We start from the raw sequence: 12,758 nt of genomic DNA, 5'->3' as shown, positions 1-12,758 counted from the left end.
CGGATGAGTGGGCGCGGACGGTATCGAACCGCCGACCGCTGGTGTGTAAAACCAGAGCTCTACCACTGAGCTACGCGCCCGTGCCCCGGGGAGGCTACACGTCCGAAGGGCCGGTACTCAAAACTGTAAGCTCGCGTCAGGCCCGCTCAGCCCCGCAAGGCCGCCAGGGCTTCGGTCCACAGCCCCTGGTTGCGCGATTCGCCGGGTTGCTTCATCTCCGCGAACCGGATGATGCCGGCCTTATCGACGACGAACGTGCCGCGATTGGGGTAGCCGGCCTCGTCGTTGAACACGCCGTAGGCCTGGCTGACCTCGCCGTGCGGCCAGAAGTCCGACAGCACCGGGAAGGTGAAGCCGCTTTCCAGCGACCAGATTCGGTGCGTGGGCGGCGGACCCACCGAGATCGCCAGCGTCGCGCTGTCGTCGTTCTCGTAGTCGGGCAGGTGGTCGCGCAGCTGGTCCAACTCGCCCTGGCAGATGCCGGTGAAGGCCAGCGGGAAGAACACCAGCAGCACGTTCTTGGCGCCGCGGTAGGAGCTCAGGGTGACACGCTGTTGGTTCTGGTCGCGCAGTGTGAAATCCGGGGCGGTGGCGCCAACGGGCAGCATCAACGCTTCCCGGTTCGGGACTTCGGCTGCACCAGTCGGCTGGCGCTCCAGTCGCCCAGGTTGACCGACGACGTCGGCATCAGGCCGGCGGTCGGGGCCGCCTCGGCGATTTCGGCAGGCAGGACGTGGCCGGGCTTGCCGGTCTTGGGCGTCAGCACCCAGATCACGCCGTCCTCGGCCAGCGGACCGATCGCGTCCATCAGGGTGTCCACCAGGTCGCCGTCCCCGTCACGCCACCACAGCAGCACGACGTCGACCACCTCGTCGGTGTCCTCATCGAGCAGCTCAGCGCCACACGCTTCCTCGACGTCGGCCCGGATCTCGTCGTCGGTGTCCTCGTCCCAGCCCCATTCCTGGACAACTTGGTCTCGTTGGATGCCCAGTTTGCGAGCGTAGCTCGGGGCGTGATCCGCCGCGACCACCGTGGAGCCTCCTTAAACCGTCCCGCGCCGTGCGATGGGGATTATCGTCGCACAGCCGCAACCGCGTCGACACCCGCGCCTTTAGAAGGATGCCAGGCACAGTTTCAGCGCTTTCGTCTTGGCGTCGTTGAGGCGGTCCACGCGCCGATTGAACTCACCCGTCGCGGCGTGGGTGCCGATCGCGTTGGCCACCCCCCGGGCCGCGTCGATATACGTGTTGAACGCGTCCTTCAGCTGCTGGGACAGCGCATCGCTGAAGCTGTTGCCCACGGTGTCGGCGCTGCTGTTCAGGGCGTCGATCGCCGGGCCCTCCGTCGGGCCGGTGCTGCGGCCCGCGTTGAACGCGCCGACGAAGATGTTCACCTTGTCGATCGCGTCCTTGCTCGACGTGGCCAGCGTGTCGCACGAGGTGCGCACGGCCCGGGTGGTGAGCGATTGCTGCCGCTGGGACTCGCGGACCCGCGAGGTCGCCGACGACGCGGACACCGACGCGGACACCGACTGCCGATACGCCGGGGCGACCTGGGTGTCGGGGGTGGCGGTGCCGTTGGTGACGGTGGTACACCCCACGATCCCCATCAGCGTCGCCGCTATACATCCGAGCGCCAAAGCGCCTCGCCTGGGGGAGCCCCCCGCAAGGACGGCACGCCATCCACTGAGCACGGCTCATGACGTTACCGGGTGGCCTCCCCGATCGTTTCGCTACGCGCGGGTTCGTGTCCGCGGGGTGAACCCGCGTCAGCTACCCGATGTCGGCTAGCCCCGCGAAACGCCGGTGCGGCACGATAGGGGGAGACGGTGCACGGCACCCCGAGGGCACAAACCCCGCCAACTACAGGAGAGTGCGTTGACAACCGAGTTCGCGCGCCACGATCTGGCCAAAACCCCTAGCAGCGCAAGCGAACCCGACCGCGTTCGGGTGATCCGTGAAGGCGTGGCGTCGTACCTGCCCGACATCGACCCCGAGGAAACGTCGGAGTGGCTGGAATCCTTCGACGAGCTGCTGGAGCGCTCCGGGCCCGCGCGGGCCCGCTATTTGATGCTGCGGCTGCTGGAACGGGCCGGCGAGCAGCGCGTCGCCATTCCGTCGCTGACGTCAACCGATTACGTCAACACGATCCCGACCGAACTCGAGCCGTGGTTTCCCGGCGACGAGGACGTGGAGCGGCGCTTCCGGGCCTGGATCCGCTGGAACGCCGCCATCATGGTGCACCGCGCGCAGCGCCCGGGAGTCGGCGTCGGCGGCCACATTTCGACGTACGCGTCGTCGGCGGCGCTGTACGAGGTCGGGTTCAACCACTTCTTCCGGGGCAAGTCGCATCCCGGCGGCGGCGACCAGGTGTTCATCCAGGGCCACGCGTCGCCCGGGATTTATGCGCGCGCCTTCCTCGAAGGCCGGCTCAGCGAGGACCGGCTCGACGGCTTCCGCCAGGAACACAGCCACGCCGCCGGCGGGCTGCCGTCCTACCCGCACCCCCGGCTGATGCCCGACTTCTGGGAATTCCCAACCGTGTCGATGGGCCTGGGCCCGCTCAACGCCATCTACCAGGCGCGGTTCAACCACTACCTGCACGACCGGGGCATCAGGGACACCTCCGACCAGCACGTGTGGTGCTTCCTCGGCGACGGGGAGATGGACGAGCCGGAGAGCCGCGGGCTCGCGCACGTCGGCGCGCTGGAGGGCCTGGACAACCTGACGTTCGTGATCAACTGCAACCTGCAGCGCCTCGACGGCCCGGTGCGCGGCAACGGCAAGATCATCCAGGAGCTGGAGTCGTTCTTCCGCGGCGCCGGCTGGAACGTCATCAAGGTGGTCTGGGGCCGCGAGTGGGACGCCCTGCTGCACGCCGACCGCGACGGCGCGCTGGTGAACCTGATGAACACCACCCCCGACGGGGACTACCAGACGTACAAGGCCAACGACGGCGCCTACGTGCGCGACCACTTCTTCGGCCGCGACCCCCGCACCAAGGCGCTCGTCGAGAACATGACCGACGCCGAGATCTGGAACCTCAAGCGCGGCGGCCACGACTACCGCAAGGTGTACGCCGCCTACCGGGCCGCCCTCGACCACAAGGGCCAACCGACGGTGATCCTGGCCAAGACCATCAAGGGCTACTCGCTGGGCGCACACTTCCAGGGCCGCAACGCCACCCATCAGATGAAAAAGCTTGCGCTGGAAGACCTTAAGCGCTTCCGGGACTCCATGCGCATCCCGATCAGCGACGCCCAGCTGGACGAGAACCCCTACCTGCCGCCCTACTACCACCCGGGGTCGGACGCCCCGGAGATCCGCTACCTGCTCGACCGCCGGCGCACCCTCGGCGGGTTCCTGCCCGAGCGCCGCACCAAGGCCAAGGCGCTCAAGCTGCCCGGACGCGAAATCTACGCCGCGCTGAAGAAGGGATCGGGCACCCAGGAGGTCGCCACCACCATGGCGACCGTGCGCACCTTCAAGGAAGTGTTGCGCGACAAGGAGATTGGGCCGCGCATCGTGCCGATCATTCCCGACGAGGCGCGCACATTCGGCATGGACTCCTGGTTCCCGTCGCTGAAGATCTACAACCGCCTGGGCCAGCTCTACACCGCCGTCGACGCCGAGCTGATGCTGGCGTACAAGGAGAGCGAAGTCGGGCAGATCCTGCACGAGGGCATCAACGAGGCCGGGTCGGTGGGCTCGTTCATCGCGGCAGGCACCTCGTACGCGACGCACAACGAGCCGATGATCCCGATCTACATCTTCTATTCGATGTTCGGTTTCCAGCGCACCGGCGACGGGCTGTGGGCCGCCGCCGACCAGATGACCCGCGGCTTCCTGCTCGGGGCCACCGCGGGACGCACCACGCTGACCGGCGAGGGGCTGCAGCACGCCGACGGTCACTCGCTGCTGCTGGCCAGCACGAATCCCGCCGTGGTCGCCTACGACCCGGCGTTCGCCTACGAGATCGCCTACATCGTGGAGAGCGGGCTGGCGCGGATGTTCGGGGAGGACCCCGAGGACGTGTACTTCTACATGACCGTCTACAACGAGCCGTACGTGCAGCCGCCGGAGCCGGAGAACTTCGACCCCGAGGGCGTGCTGCGGGGCATCTACCGCTACCGCGCGGCCACCGAACAGCGCGCCAACACCGCGCACATCCTGGCCTCCGGGGTGGCGATGCCGTCGGCGCTGCAGGCGGCCGAGATGCTGGCCGAGTGGGACGTCGCCGCCGACGTGTGGTCGGTGACCAGCTGGGGCGAACTGAACCGCGACGGCCTGTCCATCGAGAAGGCCAAGCTGCGCCACCCGGACCGACCGGCCGGGACCGCCTACGTCACCCAGGCCCTGTCGAATGCCGACGGGCCGGTGATCGCCGTGTCGGACTGGATGCGCGCCGTGCCCGAGCAGATCCGGCCGTGGGTGCCCAACACGTTCGTCACGCTGGGCACCGACGGCTTCGGCTTCTCCGACACCCGGCCCGCCGCCCGGCGCTACTTCAACACCGACGCCGAGTCGCAGGTGGTGGCGGTGCTGGAGGCGTTGGCGCGCGACGGTGAGATCGACCCGTCGGTGCCGGTCGCGGCCGCCCGCCAGTACAAGATCGACGACGTCCAGGCCGCGCCAGAGCAGACGTCCGACCCCGGGGTCGCCTGAGCGCCCAGGATTCCGCGAGCGCCCCGCCAGCGGGGCGCTGGGCCGTGAGCGCCCCGCGAGTGTGCGGCCAGCCGCACACTCGCGCAAAACCGCCCACCTCTTTGGCGGATACTTCCAAAATGTGGCGTAGGTTTTAGGGGTGAATGACAACCCGTTCGCCGGTCCGTTCGCCAAGCAGCCCAGGTCGCCGCTGGAGATGCTCAACACGGTGCCCGACTCCGTGCTGCGCCGGCTCAAGCAATACTCCGGCCGGCTGGCCACCGAGGCGGTCTCGGTCATGCAGGACCGGTTGCCCTTCTTCGCCGACCTGGAAGCCTCGCAGCGGGCCAGCGTGGCGCTGGTGGTGCAGACGGCCATCAACAACTTCGTCGAGTGGATGCAGGACCCACACAGCAACGTCAGCTACACCGCCCAGGCCTTCGAGCTGGTGCCCCAGGATCTGGCCCGCCGGATCGCGCTGCGGCACAGCGTCGACATGGTGCGCGTCACCATGGAGTTCTTCGAGGAGGTGTTGCCGCTGGTGGCCCGCTCCGAGGAGCAGCTGACGGCCCTGACCGTGGGTGTCCTCAAGTACAGCCGCGACCTGGCGTTCACCGCGGCCTCGGCCTACGCCAACGCCGCCGAGGCCCGCGGCACGTGGGACAGCCGGATGGAGGCCAGCGTCGTCGACGCGGTGGTCCGCGGCGACACCGGCCCCGAACTGCTGTCCCGGGCCGCGGCGCTGAACTGGGACACCACCGCCCCGGCGACCGTGGTGGTCGGCGTCCCGGCCCCCGGGCGGGACGGCTCCACCGGGCCCGGCGACGACCAGCGGGCCAGCCAGCACGTCCGCGACATCGCCGCCCAGCATGGCCGCGCCGCCCTCACCGACGTCCACGGCACCTGGCTGGTCGCTATAGTTTCCGGCCAACTGTCGCCAACCGACAAATTCCTCGGCGATCTGCTGCAGGCCTTTTCCGACGGCCCGGTGGTCATCGGGCCCACCGCACCGATGCTGACGGCCGCCTATCACAGCGCCAGCGAGGCTATTTCCGGGATGAACGCCGTCGGTGGCTGGCGGGGCGCACCGAGGCCGGTTCAGGCCCGGGAACTTCTGCCCGAACGCGCCCTGATGGGCGACGCGTCCGCGATCGTCGCGTTGCACACCGACGTGATGGGGCCGCTGGCCGACGCGGGACCGACGCTCATCGAGACTCTTGACGCTTATTTGGATTGTGGCGGCGCGATTGAAGCTTGTGCCAGAAAGTTGTTCGTTCATCCAAATACGGTGCGCTACCGGCTCAAGCGGATCACCGACTTCACGGGACGCGATCCGACCCAGCCCCGCGACGCATACGTGCTGCGCGTGGCGGCGACGGTCGGCCAGCTCAACTACCCCACCCCGACCGCCAGCGTCGGCACCAACCCGCTGCCCCCTGTTCCGCTGCCGGTCAGGGCGGCTATCGTCGGTCAATCGGAGTAATAGTGACCCAGGCAACAGATCAAGCAACGGTATCGAACATGTAGCTTACGGAGCTGTTTTGTGGGGAGTACACAAAAACCTAAGACCAGGTTCATAATCTGTTACACCCGCCAAAACCGTTTCCACAGTGTTCTCTTAAACACGTGATTGCTTTGCTTGCGCCCGGACAGGGTTCGCAGACCGAGGGGATGCTCTCGCCGTGGCTCGACCTGCCGGGTGCCGCGGACCAGCTCGACCTGTGGTCGAAGGCCAGCGGCCTCGACCTGGTCAGGCTGGGCACCACCGCGTCGACCGAAGAGATCACCGACACCGCGGTCACGCAGCCCCTGGTCGTCGCCGCCACCCTGCTGGCCCACCAGGAGCTCACCAAGCGCGGCCTGCTCTCCGGCGCGGAGCTGATCGTCGCCGGCCACTCCGTCGGCGAGATCGCGGCGTACGCGATCGCCGGTGTGATGGCCGCCGACGACGCCGTCTCGCTGGCCGCCACCCGTGGCGCCGAGATGGCCAAGGCGTGCGCCATCGAGCCGACCGGCATGTCCGCCGTGCTCGGCGGTGACGAGGCCGAAGTGCTGGCCCGCCTCGAGCAGCTCGACCTGTTCCCCGCGAACCGCAACGCCGCCGGCCAGATCGTCGCCGCCGGCCCGCTGACGGCGCTGGAGAAGCTGGCCGAGGACCCGCCGGCCAAGGCCCGGGTTCGCGCCCTCGGCGTGGCCGGGGCGTTCCACACCAAGTACATGGCTCCGGCCCTCGACCGCTACGCCGCCGCGGCGGCCGCGGTCGCGACCGCCGAGCCCACCGCCACGCTGCTGTCGAACCGCGACGGCCAGCCCGTCGGCTCCGCGGCGGCGGCGATGGAGGCGCTGGTCGCCCAGCTCACCCAGCCCGTGCGCTGGGACCTGTGCACGGCGACCATGCGTGACCGGGAGATCACGGCGGCCGTGGAGTTCCCGCCCGCGGGCACTCTGACCGGCATCGCCAAACGCGAACTTCGGGGGGTTACGACCCGCGCCGTCAAGGCACCCGCAGACCTGGACGCACTGGCTGAACTGTAGAAAGCCGCTTCCAGTACAACCACATAACGCTCTATAAGAACGCTCTGTTCGATTAACACAACACATCACGAAGGGAAGACGCTGTGGCCGTCAGCCAGGAAGAAATCATCGCCGGTATCGCGGAGATCATCGAAGAGGTCACCGGTATCGAGCCGTCCGAGGTCACCCCGGAGAAGTCGTTCGTCGACGACCTGGACATCGACTCGCTGTCGATGGTGGAGATCGCGGTGCAGACCGAGGACAAGTACGGCGTGAAGATCCCGGACGAGGACCTCGCCGGTCTGCGCACCGTCGGTGACGTCGTCTCCTACATCCAGAAGCTCGAGGAAGAGAACCCCGAGGCTGCCGAGGCCCTGCGCGCCAAGCTGGAGACGGAGAACCCCGACGCCGTCGCCAACGTCAAGGCGAGGATGGAAGCGGACAAGTGAGCAAGCCTTCCACTGCTAATGGCGGTTACCCCAGCGTTGTGGTGACCGCCGTCACGGCGACGACGTCGGTCGCGCCGGACATCGAGAGCACGTGGAAGGGTTTGTTGGCCGGCGAAAGCGGCATCCACGTACTCGAGGACGAGTTCGTCACCAAGTGGGACCTGCCCGTCAAGATCGGTGGGCACCTCAAGGAGCCCATCGACGAGCACATGAGCAGGCTCGACCTGCGGCGTATGTCGTACGTCCAACGGTTGGCCAAGCTGCTCAGCACTCAGCTGTGGGAGTCCGCCGGCAGCCCGGAGGTCGACCCCGACCGGTTCTCGGTCGTGGTCGGCACCGGGCTCGGTGGCGCCGAGCGGATCGTCGAGAGCTACGACCTGATGAACGAGGGCGGCCCCCGCAAGGTGTCGCCGCTCGCCGTCCAGATGATCATGCCCAACGGCGCCGCGGCGGTGGTGGGTCTGCAACTGGGCGCTCGCGCCGGGGTCATCACCCCGGTGTCGGCATGCTCGTCGGGCTCGGAGGCGATCGCGCACGCGTGGCGCCAGATCGCGATGGGTGACGCCGACTTCGCCGTCTGCGGCGGTGTCGAGGGTCCCATCGAGGCGCTGCCGATCGCGGCGTTCTCGATGATGCGGGCGATGTCCACTCGCAACGATGAGCCCGAACGCGCCTCGCGCCCGTTCGACAAGGACCGCGACGGCTTCGTGTTCGGCGAGGCCGGGGCCCTGATGATCATCGAGACCGAGGAGCACGCCAAGGCCCGCGGCGCCAAGCCGCTGGCCCGGTTGATGGGTGCGGGCATCACCTCGGACGCGTTCCACATGGTTGCGCCGGCCGCGGACGGCGTGCGCGCCGGCCGGGCGATGCAACGGTCGCTCGAGTTGGCTGGCTTGTCCCCCAAGGACATTGACCACGTCAACGCGCACGGCACGGCGACACCGATCGGCGACACGGCCGAGGCCAACGCCATCCGGGTCGCGGGCTGCGAGCAGGCGGCGGTGTACGCACCGAAGTCGGCTCTGGGCCACTCCATCGGCGCGGTCGGCGCGCTGGAATCTGTCCTCACGGTATTGAGCCTTCGGGACGGCGTGATACCGCCAACTCTCAATTACGAAACGCCAGATCCCGAGATCGATCTTGATGTTGTCGCGGGCGAACCCCGCTACGGCGATTTCCGTTACGCCATCAACAACTCGTTCGGATTCGGTGGCCACAACGTGGCGCTCGCCTTCGGGCGGTACTGAGCACGACGTCGGGCGACGAAGCGGGCCTCAGCAAGCGGCCCGCGGAGGAGCCGGACAAGTACGAAAGGAACGTTTGCAAGACCCATGACAGAGCTGGTTACCGGGAAAACGCTCCCGAATGTGGTCGTCACTGGCGTCGCCATGACGACCGCACTGGCCACTGACGCCGAGAACACCTGGAAGTTGTTGCAGGACGGACAAAGTGGTATCCGCAGACTCGAGGACCCGTTCGTCGAGGAGTTCGACCTGCCGGTCAAGATCGGCGGGCACCTGTTGGAGGAATTCGACAGCCAGATGACCCGTGTCGAGCTGCGGCGCACGGGTTACCTGCAGCGGATGTCGACCATCTTGAGCCGCCGGGTCTGGGAGAACGCCGGCTCGCCCGAGGTCGACTCCGACCGGTTGCTGGTGTCCATCGGCACCGGCTTGGGCTCGTCGGAGGAAATGGTCTTCAGCTACGACGACATGCGCGCCCGTGGCATGCGGGCGGTTTCCCCGCTCGGTGTGCAGAAATACATGCCCAACGGCGCCGCGGCGGCGGTGGGTCTGGAACGGCACGCCAAGGCCGGCGTGATCACGCCCGTGTCGGCGTGCGCGTCCGGTTCCGAGGGTGTGGCCCAGGCGTGGCGCAACATCGTCTTCGGCGAGGCCGACATCGCCATCTGCGGTGGTGTCGAGACCAAGATCGAGGCGGTGCCGATCGCGGCGTTCGCCCAGATGCGCATCGTGATGTCGACCAAGAACGACGACCCGGCGGGTGCCTGCCGCCCGTTCGACCGGGATCGCACCGGCTTCGTGTTCGGCGAGGCCGGGGCGCTCATGGTGATCGAGACCGAGGAGCACGCCAAGGCTCGGGGGGCCAACATCCTGGCCCGCATCATGGGGGCCGCCATCACCTCGGACGGCTACCACATGGTCGCGCCGGACCCCAACGGGCTTCGGGCCGGGCACGCGATGAGCCGGGCGATTCAGCTCGCCGGCCTGACCCCCGGCGACATCCACCACGTGAACGCCCACGCGACGGGTACGTCGGTGGGTGACGTGGCCGAGGGCAAGGCGATCAACAACGCGCTGGGCCCCCACGGCGGCAACGCGGCCGTCTACGCGCCCAAGGCCGCGCTGGGCCACTCGGTGGGCGCGGTGGGTGCGGTCGAATCGATCCTGACGGTGCTGGCCCTGCGGGACCAGGTGATTCCGCCGACGCTGAACCTGGAAAACCTCGACCCCGAGATCGACCTGGACGTGGTGGCGGGCAAGCCGCGGCCGGGCAAGTACGAGTACGCGATCAACAACTCGTTCGGATTCGGCGGGCACAACGTCGCGATCGCCTTCGGGCGGTACTGACCATCGCTGCCCAACCAGAGAGCACACCGGAGAACAGGAGACCTGCGATGACAATCATGGCCCCCGCGTCGGTCGGCGAATCGCTCGACCCCAGGGACCCGTTGCTGCGTCTGAGCAACTTCTTCGACGAGGGCAGCGTCGCGCTGCTGCACGAGCGTGACCGCTCGGGTGTGCTTTCTGCGTCGGGCACCGTGAACGGTGTGCGCACCATCGCCTTCTGCACCGACGGCACCGTCATGGGCGGCGCCATGGGTATCGAGGGCTGTGCGCACATCGTCAACGCCTACGACACCGCCATCGAGGAGCAGAGCCCGATCGTCGGGATCTGGCACTCCGGCGGTGCGCGGTTGGCCGAGGGCGTGAAGGCGTTGCACGCGGTGGGGACGGTCTTCGAGGCGATGATCCGTGCGTCCGGTTACATCCCGCAGATCTCGGTGGTCGTCGGCTTCGCCGCCGGTGGCGCCGCCTACGGGCCGGCGCTGACCGACGTGATCGTGATGGCTCCGGAGAGCCGGGTGTTCGTGACCGGGCCCGACGTCGTGCGCAGCGTGACCGGCGAGGACGTCGACATGGCGTCCCTCGGCGGTCCGGAGACCCACCACAAGAAGTCCGGCGTGTGCCACATCGTCGCCGACGACGAGCTCGACGCCTACGAGCGCGGCCGTCGACTGGTCGGATTGTTCTGCCAGCAGGGCCATTTCGACCGCACCAAGGCCGAGGCCGGTGACACCGACATCCACGCCCTGTTGCCGGAATCGGCGCGGCGGGCCTACGACGTGCGTCCGATCGTGACCGCGATCCTGGACGCCGAGACCCCGTTCGACGAGTTCCAGGCCAACTGGGCGCCGTCGATGGTGATCGGGCTGGGCCGGCTCTCCGGCCGCACGGTGGGTGTCCTGGCGAACAACCCGCTTCGTCTGGGCGGCTGCCTGAACTCCGAAAGCGCCGAGAAGGCAGCACGTTTCGTGCGCCTCTGTGACGCGTTCGGCATCCCGCTGGTCGTGATCGTCGACGTGCCCGGCTACCTGCCCGGCGTCGACCAGGAGTGGGGCGGCGTGGTGCGCCGCGGCGCCAAGCTGTTGCACGCCTTCGGCGAGTGCACGGTTCCGCGGGTCACGCTGGTCACCCGAAAGACCTACGGCGGGGCCTACATTGCGATGAACTCCCGGTCGCTCAACGCGACCAAGGTGTACGCCTGGCCGGACGCCGAGGTGGCGGTGATGGGCGCCAAGGCCGCCGTCGGCATCCTGCACAAGAAAAAGCTGGCCGCCGCGGCCGATCACGAGCGTGAGGCGCTGCACGACCAGCTCGCCGCCGAACACGAGAAGATCGCCGGTGGCGTGGACAGCGCCATCGAGATCGGCGTGGTCGACGAGAAGATCGACCCGTCGCACACCCGCAGCAAGCTCACCGAGGCGCTGGCTCAGGCCCCGGCGCGCCGCGGTCGGCACAAGAACATCCCGCTGTAAGCCGCAGCGGCACCTTCTAGCGCGAGCAGACGCAAAATCGCACTCGCGGTGCCCGCGTGGTGCGATTTTGCGTCTGCTCGGCGGTTAATCCCCAGGCGTGACTGGTCAATTGAGCCGAGCCACCGCATGCTTCCGCGGTGCTCACCGACGCGCTAAAGCTGATGCAGGAAGTCGGCGGGTTCGCGACGACGTCCCAACTGCTGACAGTCATGACCCGTCAACAACTCGACGTTCAAGTCCGAAACGGTGGGCTGGTCCGCGTATGGCACGGGGTCTACGGCGCCACACAGCCAACTTGTCTGGGGCGGTTGGCCGCCTTGGACGTCTTCATGGGCCGACATGCGGTGGCCTGCCTGGGCACCGCCGCGGCCTTGTACGGATTCGACACCGAGAACACGAGAGCTATTCACGTTCTCGATCCCGGTGTGCGCATGCGCCCTACGGCCGGCTTGATGGTTCACCAACGAACCGGTGCCCGGCTCCAACGAATTGGGGGTCGTCTCGCGACGGCACCGGGATGGACTGCAGTGGAGGTCGCAAGGCAACTGCGCCGGCCGCGGGCGCTGGCGACGCTTGACGCGGCGTTGCGCTCAATGAAGTGCACTCGCAACGAAATTCGGAGAGCCGTTATCGAGCAGCGAGGACGTCGAGGCATAGTTGCTGTGCGCGCACTGTTGCCCTTGGCGGATGGCCGTGCGGAATCGCCCATGGAAAGCGAGGCGCGGCTGGTGATGATCGATCGCGGGCTACCGCTTCCCGAGCTGCAGCATCCGATCGTCGGACGCGATGGCCAGTTGTGGCGCGTCGACTTCGCATGGCCGCATCTGCGTTTGGCCGCAGAATACGAGAGCGTCGATTGGCACGTTGGTCGCGAGGAAATGCTTCGCGACAAGACGCGGTGGGCCAAGATCCAGGAGCTTGGGTGGACGATCATCCCAATCGTCGTCGACGACGTGCGACGAGAACCTGACCGCCTCGCTGACCGCATCGCGACGCACCTGAACCGCCCACCGATGGCCGGTTAACGCCGCCGAGCAGACACATAATCGCACGCAACACGCTTTGGCCATGCGCTTTTGTGTCTGCTCACGG

Annotated in this window: 11 protein-coding genes and 1 tRNA gene; 8 read left to right on the top strand and 4 right to left on the bottom strand. The window is 67.8% G+C overall.

Annotated features, from left to right (window positions below; genetic code table 11):
• Window positions 1-8: 8 nt before the first annotated feature.
• The 4 genes from A5691_RS00930 to A5691_RS00915 form a co-directional block, all read right to left on the bottom strand.
• A tRNA-Val gene (locus A5691_RS00930) sits at window positions 9-80 on the bottom strand.
• Window positions 81-146: 66 nt separating this feature from the next.
• A complete protein-coding gene (locus A5691_RS00925) occupies window positions 147-608 on the bottom strand; it encodes a peroxiredoxin (protein ID WP_067749675.1) in 462 nt (153 codons plus the stop codon).
• Window positions 608-1,030: a DUF3052 domain-containing protein gene (locus A5691_RS00920; protein WP_067269553.1), complete on the bottom strand. Its 423-nt coding sequence runs from the start codon at window positions 1,028-1,030 to the stop codon at window positions 608-610. The genes A5691_RS00925 and A5691_RS00920 overlap by 1 nt, the downstream gene beginning before the upstream one ends.
• 81 nt (window positions 1,031-1,111) lie before the next feature.
• Complete coding sequence (locus tag A5691_RS00915) at window positions 1,112-1,693, bottom strand: hypothetical protein (RefSeq protein WP_082950078.1); 582 nt, start codon at window positions 1,691-1,693, stop codon at window positions 1,112-1,114.
• 184 nt (window positions 1,694-1,877) lie between these two features.
• Between A5691_RS00915 and aceE the strand changes: the two genes are divergently transcribed.
• The 8 genes from aceE to A5691_RS00875 all read left to right on the top strand — a co-directional run bounded on the left by aceE (window position 1,878) and on the right by A5691_RS00875 (window position 12,691).
• Window positions 1,878-4,664 (top strand): pyruvate dehydrogenase (acetyl-transferring), homodimeric type, encoded by a 2,787-nt coding sequence (gene aceE, locus A5691_RS00910; protein ID WP_067749672.1) that lies wholly within the window; start codon window positions 1,878-1,880, stop codon window positions 4,662-4,664.
• 139 nt (window positions 4,665-4,803) lie between these two features.
• Window positions 4,804-6,126, top strand: a complete 1,323-nt coding sequence (locus A5691_RS00905) for a CdaR family transcriptional regulator (RefSeq protein ID WP_067749670.1) — start codon at window positions 4,804-4,806, stop codon at window positions 6,124-6,126.
• Window positions 6,127-6,269: 143 nt separating this feature from the next.
• Window positions 6,270-7,178, top strand: coding sequence for an ACP S-malonyltransferase (locus A5691_RS00900; protein WP_067749668.1), 909 nt, complete (start codon window positions 6,270-6,272; stop codon window positions 7,176-7,178).
• An 83-nt stretch (window positions 7,179-7,261) separates the two neighbouring features.
• Window positions 7,262-7,606: a meromycolate extension acyl carrier protein AcpM gene (gene acpM / locus A5691_RS00895; protein ID WP_007170888.1), complete on the top strand. Its 345-nt coding sequence runs from the start codon at window positions 7,262-7,264 to the stop codon at window positions 7,604-7,606.
• Complete coding sequence (gene kasA, locus A5691_RS00890; protein WP_067749666.1) at window positions 7,603-8,853, top strand: 3-oxoacyl-ACP synthase KasA; 1,251 nt, start codon at window positions 7,603-7,605, stop codon at window positions 8,851-8,853. Before acpM ends, kasA begins: the two co-directional genes overlap by 4 nt.
• Window positions 8,854-8,937: 84 nt before the next feature.
• On the top strand, window positions 8,938-10,197 hold the full coding sequence (gene kasB, locus A5691_RS00885) for a 3-oxoacyl-ACP synthase KasB (RefSeq protein ID WP_067749664.1): 1,260 nt from the start codon (window positions 8,938-8,940) through the stop codon (window positions 10,195-10,197).
• 47 nt (window positions 10,198-10,244) lie between these two features.
• Window positions 10,245-11,666, top strand: coding sequence for an acyl-CoA carboxylase subunit beta (locus A5691_RS00880; protein WP_067749662.1), 1,422 nt, complete (start codon window positions 10,245-10,247; stop codon window positions 11,664-11,666).
• Window positions 11,667-11,803: 137 nt separating this feature from the next.
• A complete protein-coding gene (locus A5691_RS00875) occupies window positions 11,804-12,691 on the top strand; it encodes a hypothetical protein (RefSeq protein WP_067778471.1) in 888 nt (295 codons plus the stop codon).
• Window positions 12,692-12,758: the final 67 nt, after the last annotated feature.

Origin of the sequence: Mycobacterium sp. E183 (assembly GCF_001667735.1) — a bacterium.
Lineage (GTDB): Bacteria > Actinomycetota > Actinomycetes > Mycobacteriales > Mycobacteriaceae > Mycobacterium.
This window is presented reverse-complemented; position numbering and strand designations above follow the sequence as displayed.

What these genes read in the sequence shown, in the direction of transcription:
- A5691_RS00925 (WP_067749675.1), bottom strand. Translation starts at nt 608, where the DNA reads ATGCTGCCCGTTGGCGCCACCGCCCCGGATTTCACACTGCGCGACCAG.
- A5691_RS00880 (WP_067749662.1), top strand. Translation starts at nt 10,245, where the DNA reads ATGACAATCATGGCCCCCGCGTCGGTCGGCGAATCGCTCGACCCCAGG.
- kasB (WP_067749664.1), top strand. Translation starts at nt 8,938, where the DNA reads ATGACAGAGCTGGTTACCGGGAAAACGCTCCCGAATGTGGTCGTCACT.